Source organism: Actinoplanes siamensis (assembly GCF_016862395.1).
Classification (GTDB): Bacteria; Actinomycetota; Actinomycetes; order Mycobacteriales; family Micromonosporaceae; genus Actinoplanes; species Actinoplanes siamensis.
Genome location: NZ_BOMW01000100.1, coordinates 1 through 18854 on the forward strand (window position 1 = coordinate 1; position 18854 = coordinate 18854).

Genomic DNA, 18854 nt, shown 5'->3' on the forward strand with positions numbered 1-18854 from the left:
GGGCAGTGACCACTCGATGGTCGTGCTCTGGACGGCCCGCAGCCCCATAGCCGCCGCGCACATATCCGACGCCGCCATCACCTGACCGGTTCATCCGTACGGCGTAGCGCCCGCCGCACCGGGCCGGAAGACGAACGGTGTGAGAGGGTGGATCAGGTGATCTCGAATGGGGCTGGGGTCAATGGTCGTACCCGGCGGGAACTGCGTAGCCGGCTGAGGTGGATGCATCCCGACGCTCGTCGCGTGGTGGTCGTACGAACGTTGCGGGGCTTTGCCGACGGGTTCGTGAGCATCCTGCTCGCCCACCATCTCGTGACGCTCGGATTCACGCCGCTGCAAGTCGGCGTCATCGTCACCGGCACCCTGGTCGGTTCGGCCGCGCTGACGCTCCTGGTCGGTCTCACCGGCGTGCGGGTCGGCTTCCGCACCCTCCTGCTCGCCGCCAGCGCGCTCATGGCCGCGACCGGACTGGGCTTTTTCGCGGTCACCGCCTTAGTCCCTCTCCTGGTGATCGCGGTCGTCGGCACCCTGAACCCGTCCGCCGGCGACGTCAGCGTGTTCCTCCCCACCGAGCAAGCGTTCCTCGCGGGCCACGCCACCGGCACTGCCCGTACCCGTCTGTACGCCTTCTACAACGTCGGCGGCAACCTCGCCGGCGCGCTCGGCGCGCTCGTATCCGGTGCCATCACCGGTCGCGTCGGCTTCCTGCTCTACGTCGCGGTCGCCGCGGTCGCCGCTCTGGTCTACCGGGGCCTGCCTCGTCACGAGCCGCGACCGTCCACCCACACCAAACCCCTCGAACGCTCACGGACGGTCGTCGTTCAGCTCGCCGCCCTGTTCAGCCTGGACGCCGCCGGCGGAGGCCTCGTCATCCAGTCACTGCTCGTCGTCTGGCTGCACCTCAAGTTCGACTTCTCCACCACCTCGACAGCCACCCTGTTCTTCTGCGCCGGGTCTCTCGCCGCGTTCTCACAGTTCCTCGCACCTCGCCTGTCCCGGCGCGTCGGGCTGGTCCGCACCATGGTCTACACCCATCTCCCGGCCAACTGCTTCCTTGTCCTCGCCGCCCTCGCGCCACACGCCGGGATCGCCATCGGGTTCTTGCTGCTGCGATCGGTGCTGTCTCAGATGGACGTGCCGGCCCGGCAAGCACTCGTCATGGCCGCCGTCCCTTCCGAAGAGCGGGCCGCTGCGGCGAGCGTCACCAACGTGCCCCGCAGCCTGGCGTCGGCCGCGACACCCGCGCTCGCCGGCTGGCTGCTCGCCAACGGCAACCTTGCTGCACCGCTCGTACTCGCCGGAGCGGCCAAGGCGACCTACGACCTTCTCCTGCTGTGGCGCTTTCGATCGATAACTGTCGATCACGGCACGACATCTTGAACCCGACGCCACGCCCGCAACACCGATGCACTACGAAACACCTGGCGCATCCGCTTTCAGGTCCAGGCGTAGCAGGGCGCAGAAGGCCTGGGCCAGGACGGTTAGGGTGACGTGGCGGTGCCAGCCGATGAAGGAGCGGCCTTCGAAGTGGTCGATCCCGAGGCCTGTTCTGAGTTCTCGGTAGTCGTGTTCGACGCGCCAGCGCAGCTTCGCGTACCGGGTGAGGGATTTCAGGCTGGCGCGGGCGCTCATGTTCGACAGCCAGTAGTTGACGGGTTCGTCGGCCTCGGGTGGCCACTCGGCGATCAGCCAGCAGTCGGGCAGGGTGCCGCCGTCGCGGTCGGTGGGACGGATCCGCAACCGTAGGAAATGTGAACGCATCCCTGCGGTGGTGTTGCTCTTGGTGCGTCGGCTCCCGTGGTGCCAGGTCACCGGTCGGGCGCCGGCACGGCCGGCGGCCAGCACAAGCTGTTTGACCGTGACGGGCCGGTCGGGGTAGGCGGGTCGCGGTGGCCGGCCGCGTCCGGCGTACGGCGCGGTGGCGGGGGTCGCCGGCGCGGGATGCGCGGTGGCGGCCGGGTCGATCTGGACCACATAGTGCAGGCCCCGTTTCGCCAGGCCGTGCCTGAACAGGGCGCAATCGCCGTAGCCGGAGCCGGCGACCACGGGCAGCTTCGGCAGCCCCCAGGTGCCGGTCATCTCATCGAGCATGTCCAGCGGGAGGCGCCATTTCGCTCGGTGCCGCACGTCGTCGCCGATACCGGCCCGGTCGCGTCTGGCACAGAGGGATATGGGCAGCAAGTTGTCTGTCCGGGTACCGGATCTCGGCCTGGCCGGGGAGCAGGTCGAACCCGGCTCGCCCGTACATGCCTTCTAAGCATCATGATCCGATTCACCTTGCCCTCGACCGCGCCGGAACTGTGCTCCCGTGGCCATCGACCGAGCCCACCTGCACCCAGCGTTTGTGCTTCTCGAAGCCCACGTCCGTACTCTCGATGCCAGTTTCCCCGGCTACGGACGGCGGGCAGCCGGCCGGCATCTGAGGACGTGCGGTTCCGGCGCCTGCCCGGGCCGGTGCCGACGGCCGTCCGGTCGACTTTTCGGTTGGAGCAGCAGTCGCGGCTCGGGAGCGATCGGCGGCGTGCCGGAGAAGCAGGCCGGCGCAGCCGGACGGGCGGGATCTTCGGGGACGGCCGAGCAGGTGGGGGCCGTCTCCCATGCCATCGGCCGAGACCCCGCGCTTAGCCAGCCATGGCTACGTACACTCGTCACGAACCTGACCACAGGGTAAGTCTCGGCTACGCATTTCGTGCCATCCGCGTTTAGGGGTGCACGCATTTGCCGCCGATAGCATGCCTGATCTCTCGTGTAGCGGTCCGGGCGCCGGGCGACGGACATCGCTTGGGGAGAACCTCACGAATCGGGCCTGCCGCCCGGCGCGCTCAATAGCGTAAAGGCTGCAGATCCGTACCGCGAACGAGTCGGGATCCAAGTCCCCTGCGATCACTCCGGCGCGGCCCGGCGCCGTCGTCCGATGTCGGTACGAGGCGCCGGGCGGCACACGGAGGCTACTGACAGCCGGTCGGCCGGCAGGTGGCCGAGGCCTTCAGCGTGAACGGGCCGGTGGCGGTCGCGCCCTGCCAGTAGGTGATCTGGACGTCGGTGCCCTCCGCGACGTCGGCGATCACCTGCGGGCCGAACGTGCGGTCGCCGCCGCTCGCGCAGAACTTGCTGGAGCTGGCCTTGCGGGCGGTGCCGTCGGAGCCGGTGGCGGTCAGCTCCACGTACCGGCATTCGCTGGCGACGTGGTTGTTGCCCTCGAACTGGACGGTGGGGCCGATCCAGGTCACCGATCCGGAGGCCACGTTGGCGCCGTAGACGATCCGGAACGGCTTGCGGTCGGCGCTGGTGCAGCCGGCCGGTGTGCAGTTCAGCGTGCTTCCGGGCGAGTAGCTGGCGCCGCTGCTGCCGGCGTTCCAGTAGGTGATGACGACGCTCGCCGGGTTCTGGGCGAAGCTCAACGATCCCCGGAAGGCCCGTGTTCCGTCGGCTTCCACGCCCGCGCACAGCGGGCTGGAGGTGCCCCGCTGCCTCGTCCCGTCCGTCCCGACCGCCAGCAGTTCGACGTAGTGGCAGCCGCCGGCGACAAAGTTCCGGCCGGAGAAGTGCAGGGCGCCGGTGGCCCACAGCAGGTCGCCGGTGGCGACGTTCGCGCCGTCCGGCACGGTGAACCGGGGCACCGCCTGGCTGCCGTTCCAGCCGCTGGGCGGAATCGCCGGCTGCGCGTCCGGGGACACCGTGTCGAAGATGCCCCAGTAGTACTGGTTCCACGCCTCGTCGGGCTTGCCCGTCGACGTACTCACGTGGCTGAACGCCTCGGCGCCCACCCAGCCCTGGAACGTGCCGTCGTCGTCGATGATCTGCAGCATCGGGCGCGGGTGCGAGTTGTAGACGTAGCAGTCCGCGCCGGAGGCCAGCAGCATGCACCAGTACTCCTCGGTGTTGCGCCGCCCGCCGCCGATCTCCGCGAGGTACCGGGCCCGGTCCTTGTCGGCGTTCGGCGGGTCCTCGGTGCTGCGGCAGGACGTCGCGTGCTGGACGAAGCCCAGGCACTCCGCGCCGGCGCACTTCTGCCACGGGTTGGCGTTGTTGTCGCCCTGCGCGCCGCTGAAGGTCCAGTTGCCGCCGGTCCCTTCCCGGTCCAGCGACCCGTTGTTGACCCGTACGAACGTGCCGCGGTACGGCACGGTGTTGTACCGGCTGTCGTTGACCAGGTCGCTCATGCTGGCGCGGGTGTCCGAGCCGAAGCCGGTGGTGCTGCCGTACCCGATCCCGAACGTCGCGCTGTAGCTGCTGAACTCGCCGGCCACCGGGTCCGGCACGTCCGGGTCCGAGGCCGTGCCCGAGTTGGTGTAGTAGGTCGGGCTGGTGATGCGGGCCAGTTTGCCGCCCACCAGGCCGGTCTGCAGGTTCCAGGTCTCCCGCAGGTCGGTGATGTCCGCACCGCTCTTGTCGGTCTTCCAGGTCACCACCAGGCGACCGGACGCGTCGTAGTCGAAGCTGCCCCGCAAGCCGCCGGTCGGGCTGCCGTCGAAGTCCTCGACGGTACGGATGTAACAGTGCGGGACGGCGCCGTCGCAGTTCGCCTTCACCGTGTTGATCCGCTCCGGGCTGTCCGCCTCGTTCCACGACCAGAAGTTGGTCTCCGCGGTGCCGTCGGCGTTGAAGACGTAGTAGCCCAGCCGCACCCAGTTGCGCGGATCGTAGTTGTTGTTCAGTCCCCCGACCGAGACGACCCAGTTGGCCTTGCCCCCGGGCAGCGCCGGTGGGGCGGCCCGCGCGGCGGTCGGTGCCACCAGCATCGACACGAGCAGCGCGAGGGCCCCCCACAACGTTCTCGTTTTCATGGGCACATTCGATCATCCTCGATCACGCCGGGGTGACCCCGCAGGCGTGCCGCAACAATCAGAAGGCCGATGGGGGGTACGGTCGTGGCCGGCGCGGCGCCTCGTCCGGATCCGCGCCGCGCGGCATATCGACCGGCGCGGCCACACCGGGGCCTCACACCGAGGCGAACCGCGCGGCGAAGGCGACCGCGCCCATGTCGCCCTCCCGCAGCCGGACCGCGATGTCGGCCTCGCCGACGGCCTCCAGGATCCGCGCCGCCGACCGGATCGCGGCCGGCTCGCGGCGCAGCAGCTGCCGGGCCAGCCGGGCCTGTGTGGAGCGCAGCGTCGCGAACGCGCACAGGTCCAGCGCGGCGACGAACTCGTCGGTCAGCGTGCCCGCCTGGGCGTGCTCGACGACCAGGTCGCGCAGCCAGTCCGGCCAGTAGCCGTACTTGCCGACGATCTTGCCGGCGTAGATGGCCTCGGCCGGCGTGCGGCCGGAGTTGAGCAGCTGGGCGGTCACGTTGACGTCGAGGTGGGCGACCCGCAGCGCGGCCACGAAGACGCGCAGCAGCACGACGCCGCCGACCCGCGGCTCCACCTCGGCGGCGGCGCGGGCGTAGTCGCCGTCGATCACCCAGCAGACCGCCTCGGCCTCCAGCAGCACGGCCCGGTCGACGTCGCGCTCCTCCAGCCGGCTGATCGTCTCGCGGAGCCGGTTGCGGGCGCCCTCGTAACGGTCGCGGATGCCTTCGCTGGCCGGCTTGTTGCGGTACAGGATCGTGACGTCGGCGGCGATGTCCGCTTCCCGCTGCAGCAGTTGTGAGGTGATCTTCGGCAGCAGCAGCTCGGTCAGGCCGGTGGTGAGGATCGCCTCGTCGAACCGCTCGGACGCGGTCTGGAACTGCCGCCACCAGTCGACGGGGTGAGTGGTGGCACTGGCTGCAGACGACTCGGCAAGCATGGTGACCTCCCTTCTGGCGGGTGACCCCCCTCTATCGACCGGCGGCGACGCTTCCCGAGGTTTTCGGGCCGGCGGCGTCGGCCCGCTCCTGATCATCAGCAGTGTGCTGGCCCTGGACCTGGCGATGGGGGGCGACGCGGAGAAGCAGCGCGCGGAGGAGGACCGAGGCGGCGGGCCGGGACTCGCGGATCCTGGCCCGCCGCCTTTCACCGGAGCCGGGCTAGCTGTGCTCCACGGCGGCCTGCTCGATCGGCAGGGCGGCCCGGTAGCGGCGCATGAACGCCTCGAAGCCGGCGACGTCGGCGGGATCGGGCGCGGCGGTGTCCAGCCGGGCGTCGGCGAAGACCGACTGGGTGAGGAACTCGTCAAGGGTGCGGCCATTGCGTTCGGTGAGGAACGCGGCGAGGATCGCGATCCCCCAGGCGCCGCCCTCGGCGGCCAGGTCGCCCACCGACACCGGCGTGTTGATGGCCGCGGCGAGCAGGTTCTGGGCGACGCCGGCGGTCTTGAACAGGCCGCCGTGGGCGAACATCCGGTCCAGCTGGACCGACTCGGCCTTCTGCAGGACGTCCATGCCGATGCGCAGCGTGGCCAGCGCGGAGTAGAGCTGGGTGCGCATGAAGGTGGCGAGGTCCAGGGTGCTGCCGGGCTCGCGCAGGAACAGCGGCCGCCCCTCGTGCAGCTTGGTGATCGGCTCGCCGGAGAGGTAGTTGAAAGCCATCAGGCCGCCGCCGTCCGGGGCGCCGGCCAGCGCCGAGCGGAACAGCGTCTCGAAGATCGTGTTGTTGTCGGCCCGCACGCCGAGCGCTGCGGCGAACTCGGCGAACAGGCCGGCCCAGGAGTTCAGCTCGCTGGCGCCGTTGTTGCAGTGCACCATGGCGACCAGATCGCCGGCCGGGGTGGTGACCAGGTCGACCTCGGGGTGCATCCGGCTCAGCGGGCCGTCCAGGACGATCATGGCGAAGATGCTGGTGCCGGCGCTGACGTTGCCGGTGCGCCGGGCGACCGAGTTGGTGGCGACCATGCCGGTGCCGGCGTCGCCCTCGGGCGGGCAGAGCGCGGCGCCCGGCTGCAGCGTGCCGCTCGGGTCGAGCAGCGCGGCGCCGCCGGCGGTGAGCGTGCCGGCCGGCTCGCCCGCGGGCAGCACGGCCGGGAGCAGGTCGGCCAGCTTCAGCGGCACGCCCCGGCCGGCGACCAGTTCGTCGAACCGGGCCAGCATGCGCGCGTCGTAACCGCCGGTGCTGACGTCGATGGGGAACATGCCGCTGGCGTCGCCGACGCCGAGAACCTGGCGGCCGGTCAGCTTCCAGTGCACGTAGCCGGCGAGCGTGGTCAGGTGCGCCAGGCGGCCGATGTGCTCCTCGCCGTCGAGGATCGCCTGGTAGAGGTGGGCGATGCTCCAGCGGTGCGGGACGTTGTGCCCGAACAGCTCGCTGAGCTGCTCGGAGGCGGCGCCGGTGTTGGTGTTGCGCCAGGTGCGGAACGGGGTCAGCAGCTCACCGTCGCCGTCGAAGGCCAGGTAGCCGTGCATCATCGCGGAGACGCCGAGCACGCCGACGGTGCGCAGCTCGACGCCGTAGCGCTCGCGGACCTGCGCGGCGAGGGCGGTGAAACACGCCTGCAGGCCGGACCAGACCGCGTCCAGCGAGTAGGTCCAGACCCGGTCGACGAACTGGTTCTCCCAGTCGTGCGCGCCGGTCGCGATCGCCGCGTGGTCAGGGCCGATCAGCACCGCCTTGATCCGGGTCGATCCCAGTTCGATCCCGAGCGCGGTGCGCCCCTGCTCGATCGCCTCACGCACGCCGGCCCGCGGCCGCTCACCCGTATCCGTCATGGTCATGTTTCTACCTCAAGCGTAGCGGCCGGCGATGGCCGGGGTGAGCGTTAACATCCCAGCTCAGCAGCCATGATCGCGCCGAGCCGGGCGGGTCGTTAACAGGATACGGCGACCGGCTCGCCGAGGCCATGGGCGAGATCGATGCCGCTTGATCGGTCCCGGTTTCCACCGAGCCGGAAGACGCTCCGCGGGTACGCCGTCAGCGTGGCTTCCCCTCGCGCAGCTCGCGCACCAGCGAGGAGACCACCGCCTTGAGACTTCCCTGGTGGGCCGCGGCGACACCGAGCTGCCGCTGATAGCTCGCGCCGCGCTCGACGACCTCGCGCACGCTCTGCAGCTCGGCCGCGCAGCCCAGCGCCTCGGCGATCGGCGCCAGCGCCGGCAGCAGCTCCTCAAGATCCCTGGTGACCAGGCGTTCGTCGCCGGCCGCGTTCTGGATGATGATCGCCTCCAGGCCGTAGCGGGCGGCCCGCCACTTGTTCTCCCGCACGAACCACGGCTGCATCCGCGGCACCTCGCGGCCGGCGTCCAGTTCGCGGGACAGGTGCTCGACCAGGCACTGGGTCAGGGCCGCGACGGCGCCGATCTCGCGGGCGGTGGGAATCCCGTCGAAGGTACGGACCTCGATCGTGCCCCACTTCGGCGACGGCCGGATGTCCCAGCGCAGCTCGTTGAGCTCCTCGATGACCCCGGTGCGGGTCAGGTCGGCGACCATCGCCTCGTACTGCGCCCACTCGCTGAACTGCGGCGGCAGCCCCGCGGTCGGTAGCTGCTGGAACATCAGCGCCCGGTTCGACGCGTACCCGGTGTTCTCCCCCGCCCAGAACGGGCTGGACGCGCTCAGCGCCTGGAAGTGCGGCACGTAGGTGAGCAGCCCGTCGATGATCGGCAGCACCTTGCGGCGGTCCTCGACAGCCACGTGCACGTGCACGCCCCAGATCATCATCTGCCGGCCCCACCAGCGGGTGCGGTCGATGAGCGTGTCGTAACGGGGCTTGCCCGGCGTGACCTGCTGCTGGAACCACTGGCTGAACGGGTGCGTGCCGGACGAGATGAGGTCGACGCCGCGCGGTTCGGCGACGGCGCCGACGCGCTCGACGAGGTGGACCAGGTCCGCGACGGCGTCGCGGACCCGGTGGTGCGGCGCGCTGACCAGCTCCACCGTGTTGGTCAGCAACTCGCTCGTCACCAGCGGATACCTTTCCGCGGCGCCGAATTCCGACAGCAGCTCCGGGGCCGCCGGCGCCAGCTCACCACTGCGGTGGTCGACGCAGGCGATCTCCCACTCGATCCCTAGACGCGATCTGATCGATGGGGCGAAGTCGATACCCATGTGCCAACCTTACGGACGCTCGCGGCCCGCCGATCAGATCGGCGGCGCCCGCCGCCGGGCGCTGAAAGTTCGCTATCCGCGCACATGCTGACCGGCGGCCGCCTACCTTGAGCCGGTGAGACGAATCATCGCGGCGGCCTGCGCCGTCCCGGTCCTGTTCGCCGGGCTGGCCGGGCCCGGCGACGCGTCCGCCGGCCCGGCGGTCCCGGCGCCGGCCGCGTCCCCGCCGCTGGGCGATGACTACTTCACCTCCGCGCAGCTGACCCGGGGGCTGATCAGCGCCGCCGACCTGCCGCCCGGCTACACCGTCGCCGGGCAGAGCGCCGGGCAGCAGCAGCAGTTCCCGGTCTTCGGCACCGACCTGTGCGGCGCGATGCCGCAGGAGATCCCGGGACCGGTCACCACCAGCCGGCGCACGTTCCGGCACACCGACGGCAGCGTCACCACCGTCGCGATCGCCGCCGTCGGATCCCAGCGGGCCCGCGAGATCGTCGGCCTGGTGGCCGGCGCGCCGGCCACCTGCCCGTCGCGCACCTCCGGCGGCTGGACCACCACCCAGTCCCGGCTGGCGCTGCCCGGGCTCGGCGGCGCCGCGGCGGGCGTCGTGACCCGCAGCCGTTCGGCGACCGGCGCCGTGCCGCGCCGGCTGGCGGCCGCGGCCGCCGCCGGGGACGTGTCACTGGTGGTCACCCAGGACGGCGGCAACCAGGCCCGGTTCGTCAAGATCGTCCAGGCCGCGGCACGGAAACTGGCCCGGATCAGCGCCCCGCTGACCGCCCGGGAACTGCGGCGGGGCCTGATCAGCGCCGCCGACCTGCCGGCCGGGCACCACGTGGTGACCGGGCCCGGGTCCTTCACCGAGTACGACTGCTCCGGCAACCCGGTACGCTTCCCCGTCCCGGCGTCCGCGGCGTACCGCGCCTTCGCCGCGGGACCCGGCGCGCCCACCGTCCAGGTGGCGATCGGCCCGGGCGGGCCCGTCCCGGACGACCTCATCACCGCCGTGCGCACGCGCGGCCGCGACTGCCCGACCGTCACGGACCGCTCCGGCGTACGGCACGCGACCACCTACTTCTCGCCACCGGCGACCGACATCGACAACGGCGGCGTGCTCTACCGCGAGCGGCCCGCGGTGGCGCTGGCCCACTTCTGCGAGCGTGACCTGTGCCTGGTGGTCCGGGTGACGCTGACCGGCGGCATCGGCGAGGAGCAGGCCCGGCGCATCATGGCGACGGCGACGGAAAGGTTCCTGGACCTGTTCTACCAGCCGTGACAACCCCGGCCCGACCGCCCGGCGCGTCGGCGAACACGGCACGGACCCGGCCGCGCAACCAGACATGCGCCGGCGGCGTCGCCCTGCCGCTCGCGCGCTGATCCCACGCCGGCCACCGCCGGCAGCACGATCCTCCGGCAGCTCCCGTCCCGAGGGCGCGCGGTCACCCCGATCGAACGACGCCACCAGCACATCCGGTGATCGCATTCGGCGTCGGATTCTTCTCAGGCTCGCCCCGGTCGCGCCGAAGGAGCAGCCAGCCGCAAGGCGTGCCGGGCAAGGAGAGACGATGGTACGAGCAGCCGAATCCACCAGCGCGACGACGACGGACCGGCCGGACGGGACCGGACTGACCGAGGTCGACCGGCTGCTGGACAAAGTGCGGGACCACCTCGGGGTGGAAACCGCCTGGGTGTCCGCGATCGGCGCCGAGGAACTGCGGATCTGGGCGGCCACCGGCGCGGTCGCCGAGATGAACCTGCCCCTGGGCGGCGGCGCCGACCTGCTGACCTCGTTCTGCGTCCGGGTGCTGGCCGGCACGCTGCCCGACGTGGTCGGCGACGTGCGGCGCAATCCGGTCACCCGCGACCTGCCGGCCGCCCTCGACCTGGCGATCGGCTCGTACGCCGGCGTGCCGTGGCGCTCGCCGGACGGCACCACCGCCGGCATGCTCTGCTGCGCCAGCCGCCACCCCGACCCGGCACTGGACCAGCAGGCCGTACGCTACCTCGGCCTGATCGCCGACCTGATCAGCGACCAGATGAGCGGGCCGCTCGCCGCACAGCGGCACACCGTCGCCTCGGCCCGCCGCACCGTGCAGGACATCCTGGACCACTGCGCCGTCCGCATGGTGTTCCAGCCGATCGTGCGCCTGCGTAACCGGACCACCGTGGGCTACGAGGCGCTCGCCCGCTTCGACGCTTTCGCCGGCCCGGACCGCGCGTTCGCCGCGGCGTCGCTGTGCGGCCTGGACGTGCCACTGGAACTGCTGGCCCTGCGCCAGTCCCTGGCCCGCCTGCCCGACCTGCCGCCGGACGCCTGGCTGGCGGTCAACCTGTCCGCCGACGCACTGCTCGACGCCGAGGTGCTGGACACCCTGCTGGCGCACGCCGGCCCGCGGCTCAACGTCGAGGTCACCGAACACGTGCAGGTCAGCGACTACGACCAGCTCACCGGAGCGCTGCGCGCGCTGCGCCAGGCCGGCATCCGGCTCAGCGTCGACGACGCCGGCGCCGGGTTCGCCAGCCTGCGGCACATCCTGCGGCTGCGCCCCGACCTGATCAAGCTCGACATCAGCCTGGTCCGCGACGTCGACACCGACGTGGTCAAGACCGCGCTGGCCCGCTGCCTGAACGACTTCGCCACCGGCATCGGCGCCCATCTGGTCGCCGAGGGCATCGAGACCGTCCAGGAACTGGACCGGCTGACCGAGATCGGCATCGCCTACGGCCAGGGCTACCATCTGGCACGCCCCGCCGACCTGCCCTGACCCGGCACCCGGGAACGTAGGACCGGCGGCTACGGCGTCTGGCCGCCAAGCTCAGCCCCCGCGCCGCCGGTGCATGCATCGTACCCCTACGTGCTCGATTCATTCCTGTGCGTGACTTTCACTACTGTCGTCTTCGGACGGATCACCCCGCACCGGACCGGCCGTCAGCCACGCCAGCGCAGCACCTCCAGCGCCGCGGCCACCCCCAGGACGTTCTCGGCCAGCGGCCGCGGCAGCAACCGATCCGCCCGCGCCAGCCGGCGCAGGACCGTGTTGCGGTGGGTGAACAGGCGCTGCGCCGTACGGCTCGTGCTGCACTGCTCCCCGACGTAGACCGCCACCGTCTCGCGCGTCTCCGCGTCCGCGTGCCGCAACGCGCCCAGCGTGTCCGCGAGGAACTCGTCGGTCTGCGCCGGCTCCGCGGTCAGCAACGCCACCAACTGCACGTCGCTGTACCGCGCCAGGCGCCGCGGCGAGGTGAGCCGGGTCAGCATGCGCTGGGTGAGCACCGCGTCCAGGTGACTGCGGCGGAACCCGTCGACGTCGGCGCCCGGCCGGCCGATCGCGATCCGCACCGACGGATCCGCCACGTCCGGCACCGCCTCCACCGGCAGCCACAGCCACAACGCCGCCGACCCCGCCACGATCGTCAGGCGGTGACCGGCGCCGCTCGCCCGCATCAACGACTCCGCGGCGGCCTCCAACCGGTCCGCCGCCGCGTCCCAGACGATGGCCGCCGTGTGCGGCCCGGTCAACCGGTACCCCAACTGCGCCTCCGCCCGCGCCCGGCCGATCGGCGCACCCTCCAGCAGCAACGTCACCACGGCCCGCCGCTCGGCGTGCGCCCCACGCGTCAGCTCAGCACGCTCGGCCTCCATCCGCTCCGACACCGCGGCGATCGTGTCCTCGATGAACGTCGAGATCGACAGCGACGAGACGTCCAGCAACTCCTGCAACTCCTGCGCACCGGCGCCGAGCCCGAAACAGATCTGCATCCACCGCCGCCACGCCACCGCCTGCCCGGTCCGGTACGAGTCCAGCGCCCGCTGGTCCAGACCCCGCCGCACCAGATCCCGCGCGGTGTCCAACACCTCCGGCCCCAGATGCGCCGGCACCCGCACCCCCGGCTGCCGCACGTTCGCCGCCGTCCACTGCCGCAGATTCGCCACATTGCTCCGCCGCACCGCCGCGACCAGCACCGGATCGTCCGCGACCGGCCGCATCCGATCCCCGCTCAACGAGGCCGCGTGCAGCCCTTCCAGCCAGTCGGCGGGCGGCTCCAGCGCGGCCTCGGCGCCCCGCCGGAACAGCTCGGCGACCCGCGCGGAGACCGGCGGCCATGCGGCATTGTGCACCATCAGGTGATGATGCTGGTGCGTTTCGCGCTGGCGCAACCCGTCCGGGACACCGATCCTGTACTACGTGACTGAGCATCTGGACGTGGTGACCGAGCATCTGGACGTGCTGATCATCGGAGCCGGGATCTCCGGCATCGGCGCCGGGCGCTACCTGAAGACCGAACTCCCGGACACCAGCTTCGCCGTCCTGGAGGCCCGCGCCGCCTCCGGCGGCACCTGGGACCTCTTCCGCTACCCCGGCATCCGGTCCGATTCCGACCTGCACACCTTCGGGTACGAGTTCAAACCCTGGCGCGACGAGCAGGCCATCGCCGACGCGCCGCGGATCCTCGCCTACCTGCGCGAGACAGCCACCGAGAACGGCCTCGACCAGCACATCCGCTACCACCACAAGGTCACCGGGGTGTCCTGGTCCAGCGAGCACGCCCGCTGGACCGTCGAGGTGCTGCGCGACGGCGAGCCGATCACCCTGACCTGCGGATGGATCTTCTCGGCCGGCGGCTACTACCGCTACGACGAGGGCTTCACGCCGCACTTCGAGGGCCGCGACCGCTTCCGCGGCACGGTCGTGCACCCGCAGCACTGGCCCGAGGATCTCGACCACACCGGCAAACGCGTCGTGGTGATCGGCAGCGGCGCCACCGCCGTCACGATCGTCCCCGCGATGACCGGCGCCGCGCAACACGTGACGATGCTGCAGCGGACACCGACGTACATCATGCCGGTCCCCCGCCACGACCCGATCGCCAACGCTCTGCGGAAATGGCTCGGCCCGCGGCGCGGCTACGCCCTGACCCGGCGCAAGAACATCGCCCAGCAGAAGGCCTTCTGGTCGTTCTGCCGCCGGTTCCCGGGCGCCGCCCGCAAGCTCATCCGGCGGGTCAACGCCCGGCAACTGCCCGCCGGCTTCCCGGTGGACGAGCATTTCCACCCGCCGTACGACCCGTGGGACCAGCGGCTGTGCGCCGTCCCCGACGGCGACCTGTTCCGCGCCATCCGCGACGGCAAGGCCTCGGTGGTCACCGACCGGATCGCGCACTTCACCGAGGACGGCATCCGGCTGGAGTCCGGGCGACACCTCGAGGCGGACCTCGTCGTGACCGCCACGGGACTCAACGTGCAGGCCTTCGGCGGCGTCCCGATCGAGGTGAACGGCGTTCCGGTCCGGCTCGCCGACACCGTCGCGTACAAGGGCATGATGCTCTCCGGCGTGCCGAACTTCGCCTTCGCGATCGGCTACACCAACTCCTCCTGGACACTCAAGATCGGGCTGCTCTGCGAGCACTTCTGCCGCATCCTGCGCCACATGCGGGACAACGGGCACACCGTGTGCCGCCCCGAGGTCGGCGACCCGGCGATGCCGACCCGCCCGTTCCTCGACTTCGGCGCCGGCTACATCCGGCGGGCGGTCGACCAGCTGCCCCGGCAGGGCGACCGGATGCCGTGGCTCACCTCGATGAACTACCACTCCGACGTGAAGCTGCTGCGCGCCGACGACGTCACCGACCCGGAACTGCACTTCGCCTGACGAAAATCCCGCGACCAGGGCCCCGGCCTGCGCCGGGGTCCCGCTGGAGGAAGCCACGGCACACCGGTCCCCTCCGGCGTCGGCTCCCCCGCCGCGGCGCAATCCGGTCCGCGGCGGCCTCGCCGGTCGATCGCACCGCCGCTCGCTTCCTAGGAGGCTATCTTGCCGACTACGACGGTCACGATTCCGCGGTCAGGTAGACCCAGTCCTCGATGTGCTGGAAGCCCATCGAGGCGTACAACGGCAGCCCCTCCTCGCTGGACACCAGATACGCCCCGTCCGCCCCCGCGGCGAACGCGTCCCGCAGCACCACCCGGGTCGCCAGGCGGCCGTACCCCCGCCGGCGGGCCGCCGGCACGGTGGCCACGTTGTAGACGCCGACCAGGCCGTCCACCAGGAAGCCCAGCGACGTCGCGACCGGCACGCCCCGGTCCTGCACGACGTAGGCGCTGATCTCCGGCGCGCCCAGCACCGCGGCGGACATGATGCCGCCGAACAGTTCCCGGGGCGCCTGGAACGCACCGGCCAGCGCGTCCAGGTAGAACGACCGGTCCGCGCCGCTGATCCGGCGGACCACCGGGCCGCCGGGTGGCAGGGAGATCGGGTGGGCGCCGAGGCCGAGCACCGGGGAGCGGTACGCGGCGGTCAGCCCGTGTGCCGCCGCGGCGGCCCGCAGCGACGGGCTGGGCTCGCGGCGGCAGAAGACGCTCCACGGCCGGTCATGGCCCAGCGCCGCGAACTCCGCGACGTCCGCCGGATCCGCCTCGGGACCGACCGGGAACACGCCGTTGCAGGTGCCCAGCGTGGCTCCGCTGGAGATCAGGCGGTCGCCGTTGCGGCCGGAGCGCGCCCAGGCGCCGGGCGACGTCGCGACGATCAGGTCGAGCAGGGACAGCAACGACGCCGCCGACCGGTCCCCGCTGATGGGTGCTCCGGTGCTGATCAAAGTCGGACCTCCAACCGAATGTCATGCGAATGGCAGCGTGCCAGACCGGGCCCACTCCCGGGTGGTCGCACGCAGATGCCGGGTGATCGCCGCGGCCGAGCGACGCGCGGAGGTGGTCAGCACGTTGTGCGCCGCGGACGGGATGGTCACGGACACGCCGCCGGACATCGCCGCGACCTCGGCGCGCCAGCGCAGCGGCGTGATCGGGTCCAGCGCACCACCCAGGACCAGCGGCGGGACCGGAAGCCGGCGCAGGTCGTCCTCGATCGCGTTGCGCACCGAGTGGCCGACCGTGGCCAGCACCCGCCACGGCCGCGCATCCGCCACGTCCCGGGCGAGCACCGGCGCCTGCCACGGTTGTTCCACGAGCAGGTCCACGGCGAAGCGGCCGATCAGCGCCCGCCGGGAGCGGCCGGCCGGGTCGGTGGTGGGGCTCGCCAGCACGATCGCCGCGATCAGATCCGGACGCAGCACGGCGAGGCGGGCCGCCACCTCGGCGCCGAACGAGTGGCCGGCGACGCAGACCCGGGGCAGTCCCAGCACGTCCAGCCAGGCGGCCAGGTGTTCGGCGTGCCGGCTCACGTCGTACGCCCGATCGGGTTTTCCGGATTTTCCGAAGCCCGGCAGGTCGGGGATCAGAACCGGATGCCGGCCGGCGAGCGCGCGGGCGACGGGCATCAGGTAGCGGTGCGAGACCGCGAGGCCGTGGATCAGCACGATCGGCGGGCCGCCGGGCCCGTCGGAATGAAGATCGTGCGTGGGTACGCCGCGGGCCGTCACGCGGCGGCTGTGGAATCGAAGATCGGGCACCGTCTGCCCATACCCACTCAGCCGCTGTCGAACGTGCCGGTCCGGCCGCCGCCGGACACGCTGTTCCGTTTCCGGCGGACGTCTCAGGGCAACCGGGCCGGCAGGCTCTGACCCGGTGTGGGCCGGGCCCGGCGGCTCGCCGGGCCCGGCCCCGTCTCAGCCCCGGCTGCAGGCCGTGCCGTTCAGGGTGAACGCCGACGGGCTGGCGAACGACCCGCTGTAGGTGCCCTGGAAGCCGAACGACGTGCTGCCGCCGGCCGGGATGGCGGCGTTGTGCGCCGCGTTGCGTGCCGTGATCGCGCCGGACGAGCCGGTCAGCGCGGCATTCCAGGAGCCGGTGATGGACTGGCCGCCGGGCAGCGTGAAGCCGAGGCTCCAGCCGTTGATCGCGCTGCTGCCGGTGTTGGCCACGGTCACCGTGGCGGTGAAACCGTTGTTCCAGACGCTGGTGCCGTAGGTGACCCGGCAGGCCGTGTTGCCGGTGGGCGGGGGCGGCGAGCTGGTCCCGCCACCGCCACCGCCGTTGACCGCCGCGGAGAAGTTCGTGACGGCCAGCCCGGCGCCGCCGATCCACGGCTCGAATCCGGCCTGGATGCTGGTCAGGTACCACGAGCTGGTGATCGCGCCGCGGTTCTTCACGTCGTTTATGAAATCGAGGACGCTGAAGCTCCAGCTGGTGATCGGCGACGGCGCCACGTAGGAGACGACCGCGTTCGAGCCGTTGCTGCCCTGCCACACGTCCCAGGTGCGGCCGCCGATCGTGGCGCTGCCGACCCGCGACCCGATCGGCTGGATCGAGCCCTGCCGGTTGAACCAGATCATGATCTCCTGCGCGTTGACGCCGTCCTTGCGCGGCGACGGGTCGAGCCAGATGTCGTACGCCGCGTCGTAGGTGGCGCCGGAGACGTAGTTGTAGCTGATGCTGCTGGTGGCGCTGCTGATCGCGGACACCTGCATCGGCAGGTTGGTCCCGGGCGAGCAGTTGGTGTAGTGGCAGCCGTAGTAGATCGCCGGGTAGGAGACCGGGGCGCCGCTGGTGTTGCCGGTACCCTGTTGGCTGGTGATGGAGAAGCCGCTGCTCGTCACGTTGATGCACTGCTGGGCACTGGTGCCCCAGCGGTTGTTCATCACCGTGTAGCGGCCGCCGACAGTGGTCGAGCCGTACTGCTCGCAGATCTGGGTGTCGGCCTGCGCGGGTTGCGCCAGGGCGAGCCCGGTGACACCCGTGGTGGCCAGTAGGCCGAGGGCGAGGAGTGCGCGTCTCATGGGGAGCTCCTTTCGAGGCATGGGAGCGCTCCCAGTAGACGTTACAACACATTTACGACCATGAAAATTTGTGGTACGAAATTTGTCGGGGCGCCGTGGGAGCGCTCCCGCAGACTTTGGGGAGACACGTGAAAGCTCTCTTCGCAACACTGCTGACCGCCGTCCTGGGCGTGCTCGCGGTCGCGGCCCCGGCCGGCGCGGTCGGCGCCGGATACGCACAGACCTGCACGGTTCGCAGCGGCGCGCTGTGGTGCTGGGGCAACGGCTCCGGCACCCCGGCCCGGGTGGGCACCGCCTCGAACTGGTCCGCCGTCGACGCCGGCACCAGCTACGCCTGCGGCACGCAGACCGACGGCTCGCTGTGGTGCTGGGGCAGCAACAGCCGCGGCCAGCTCGGCGACGGCACCACCACCAGCCGGACCGCCCCGGTACGCGTCGGCACCGCCACCACCTGGGCGAACGTGAGCGCCGGCGACAGTCACACCTGCGGCGTGCGTACCGACGGAAGCCTCTGGTGCTGGGGTTTCAACCGGCTCGGCCAGCTGGGCACCGACCCGTCCACGGTCTACACCGCCACCAGCCCCCTGCGGGTCGGCACCGCCTCCAACTGGGCACGCGTCTCGGCCGGTTTCGGCCACACCTGCGGCGTCCGCACCGACGGCACGCTGTGGTGCTGGGGCGACAACGGCGACGGCCAACTCGGCCTCGGCAGCCGGCTGGCGTCCACCGCGCCGGCCCAGGTCGGCACCGGGACCAGCTGGGCGGATGTGGCCGCCGGGTACGCCTTCAACTGCGCCACCCAGACCGGGGGCAGCCTGTGGTGCTGGGGTGACAACGGCTACGGCCAGCTCGGCACCGGGACCACCTTCCAGACCGCCCCGGTCCAGGTCGGCGGCGTGACGACGTGGAACCAGGTGGACGCCGGCTTCAACACCGCTTGCGCCTCACGGACCGACGGCAGCCTGTGGTGCTGGGGCAACAACATGTCCGGCCAGATCGGCGACAACTCCACCACCAACCGCGGCACCCCGGTCCGGGTCAGCACCGGCACGACCTGGACCCAGGACTTCGTCACCGGCTACCACAGCTGCGGATCGCGGACCGACGGCGGCCTGTGGTGCTGGGGCAACAACGCGAATGCCCAGCTCGGCGACGGCACCACGACACAGCGCCTGACCCCGGTGCAGGTGGCCGGACTTCCCGCTTGACCGCAGGAATCCGCCTGGCCCGGCCTGCATTCCCCGCAGACCGGGCCCGGCCATGGGCCGCTTTTCTGGCACG

At 71.6% G+C, this 18854-nt stretch carries 14 protein-coding genes; 5 read left to right on the forward strand and 9 right to left on the reverse strand.

All coding sequences use genetic code 11. The annotated features are described in order from the left end of the window. Nucleotides 1-147 precede the first annotated feature (147 nt). Nucleotides 148-1380, forward strand: coding sequence for an MFS transporter (locus tag Asi03nite_RS36210; protein ID WP_203685033.1), 1233 nt, complete (start codon nt 148-150; stop codon nt 1378-1380). 30 nt (nt 1381-1410) lie between these two features. On the opposite strand, the gene Asi03nite_RS36215 is transcribed toward Asi03nite_RS36210, so the two are convergent. The 5 genes from Asi03nite_RS36215 to Asi03nite_RS36235 all read right to left on the reverse strand — a co-directional run bounded on the left by Asi03nite_RS36215 (nt 1411) and on the right by Asi03nite_RS36235 (nt 8903). Further along, nucleotides 1411-2181 carry an IS701 family transposase gene (locus tag Asi03nite_RS36215; RefSeq protein WP_203685034.1) on the reverse strand — a complete coding sequence of 257 codons (771 nt, stop codon included), beginning with the start codon at nt 2179-2181 and terminating at the stop codon, nt 1411-1413. A gap of 767 nt (nt 2182-2948) precedes the next feature. Next, nucleotides 2949-4787: a hypothetical protein gene (locus Asi03nite_RS36220; protein ID WP_203685035.1), complete on the reverse strand. Its 1839-nt coding sequence runs from the start codon at nt 4785-4787 to the stop codon at nt 2949-2951. A gap of 154 nt (nt 4788-4941) precedes the next feature. Then, nucleotides 4942-5733, reverse strand: coding sequence for a hypothetical protein (locus Asi03nite_RS36225; RefSeq protein ID WP_203685036.1), 792 nt, complete (start codon nt 5731-5733; stop codon nt 4942-4944). A gap of 220 nt (nt 5734-5953) precedes the next feature. Further along, nucleotides 5954-7573 carry a xylulokinase gene (locus Asi03nite_RS36230; RefSeq protein WP_203685037.1) on the reverse strand — a complete coding sequence of 540 codons (1620 nt, stop codon included), beginning with the start codon at nt 7571-7573 and terminating at the stop codon, nt 5954-5956. Nucleotides 7574-7769: 196 nt separating this feature from the next. Continuing rightward, complete coding sequence (locus tag Asi03nite_RS36235) at nt 7770-8903, reverse strand: glutamate--cysteine ligase (RefSeq protein ID WP_203685038.1); 1134 nt, start codon at nt 8901-8903, stop codon at nt 7770-7772. Nucleotides 8904-9018: 115 nt separating this feature from the next. On the opposite strand from Asi03nite_RS36235, the gene Asi03nite_RS36240 reads away from it, so the two are divergent. Continuing rightward, nucleotides 9019-10176 carry a hypothetical protein gene (locus tag Asi03nite_RS36240; RefSeq protein ID WP_203685039.1) on the forward strand — a complete coding sequence of 386 codons (1158 nt, stop codon included), beginning with the start codon at nt 9019-9021 and terminating at the stop codon, nt 10174-10176. A gap of 289 nt (nt 10177-10465) precedes the next feature. After that, a complete protein-coding gene (locus Asi03nite_RS36245; protein WP_203685040.1) occupies nt 10466-11665 on the forward strand; it encodes an EAL domain-containing protein in 1200 nt (399 codons plus the stop codon). A 164-nt stretch (nt 11666-11829) separates the two neighbouring features. Here the strand turns inward: Asi03nite_RS36245 and Asi03nite_RS36250 are convergent, their stop codons facing one another. Continuing rightward, entirely contained in the window at nt 11830-13023 is a 1194-nt protein-coding gene (locus Asi03nite_RS36250) for a PucR family transcriptional regulator (protein ID WP_203685041.1), read from the reverse strand. Nucleotides 13024-13087: 64 nt separating this feature from the next. Between Asi03nite_RS36250 and Asi03nite_RS36255 the strand changes: the two genes are divergently transcribed. Continuing rightward, the gene (locus tag Asi03nite_RS36255) at nt 13088-14551 is read left to right on the forward strand and encodes a flavin-containing monooxygenase (protein ID WP_239103185.1); all 1464 of its coding nucleotides are present in this window, start codon (nt 13088-13090) and stop codon (nt 14549-14551) included. Nucleotides 14552-14729: 178 nt separating this feature from the next. Here the strand turns inward: Asi03nite_RS36255 and Asi03nite_RS36260 are convergent, their stop codons facing one another. The 3 genes from Asi03nite_RS36260 to Asi03nite_RS36270 form a co-directional block, all read right to left on the reverse strand. Then, nucleotides 14730-15497, reverse strand: a complete 768-nt coding sequence (locus Asi03nite_RS36260) for a GNAT family N-acetyltransferase (protein ID WP_203685042.1) — start codon at nt 15495-15497, stop codon at nt 14730-14732. A gap of 21 nt (nt 15498-15518) precedes the next feature. Then, the gene (locus Asi03nite_RS36265) at nt 15519-16307 is read right to left on the reverse strand and encodes an alpha/beta fold hydrolase (RefSeq protein ID WP_203685043.1); all 789 of its coding nucleotides are present in this window, start codon (nt 16305-16307) and stop codon (nt 15519-15521) included. Between the two features lie 156 nt (nt 16308-16463). Further along, nucleotides 16464-17573 carry a glycoside hydrolase family 12 protein gene (locus tag Asi03nite_RS36270; RefSeq protein WP_203685044.1) on the reverse strand — a complete coding sequence of 370 codons (1110 nt, stop codon included), beginning with the start codon at nt 17571-17573 and terminating at the stop codon, nt 16464-16466. A gap of 128 nt (nt 17574-17701) precedes the next feature. On the opposite strand from Asi03nite_RS36270, the gene Asi03nite_RS36275 reads away from it, so the two are divergent. Next, nucleotides 17702-18781 carry an RCC1 domain-containing protein gene (locus Asi03nite_RS36275; protein WP_239103186.1) on the forward strand — a complete coding sequence of 360 codons (1080 nt, stop codon included), beginning with the start codon at nt 17702-17704 and terminating at the stop codon, nt 18779-18781. The last annotated feature ends 73 nt before the right edge of the window (nt 18782-18854 follow it).

Excerpts from the sequence above, each read along its gene's own strand:
- Asi03nite_RS36235 (WP_203685038.1), bottom strand. The coding sequence starts at position 8,903 with ATGGGTATCGACTTCGCCCCATCGATCAGATCGCGTCTAGGGATCGAG.
- Asi03nite_RS36225 (WP_203685036.1), bottom strand. The coding sequence starts at position 5,733 with ATGCTTGCCGAGTCGTCTGCAGCCAGTGCCACCACTCACCCCGTCGAC.
- Asi03nite_RS36230 (WP_203685037.1), bottom strand. The coding sequence starts at position 7,573 with ATGACCATGACGGATACGGGTGAGCGGCCGCGGGCCGGCGTGCGTGAG.
- Asi03nite_RS36270 (WP_203685044.1), bottom strand. The coding sequence starts at position 17,573 with ATGAGACGCGCACTCCTCGCCCTCGGCCTACTGGCCACCACGGGTGTC.
- Asi03nite_RS36245 (WP_203685040.1), top strand. The coding sequence starts at position 10,466 with ATGGTACGAGCAGCCGAATCCACCAGCGCGACGACGACGGACCGGCCG.
- Asi03nite_RS36250 (WP_203685041.1), bottom strand. The coding sequence starts at position 13,023 with ATGGTGCACAATGCCGCATGGCCGCCGGTCTCCGCGCGGGTCGCCGAG.
- Asi03nite_RS36220 (WP_203685035.1), bottom strand. The coding sequence starts at position 4,787 with ATGAAAACGAGAACGTTGTGGGGGGCCCTCGCGCTGCTCGTGTCGATG.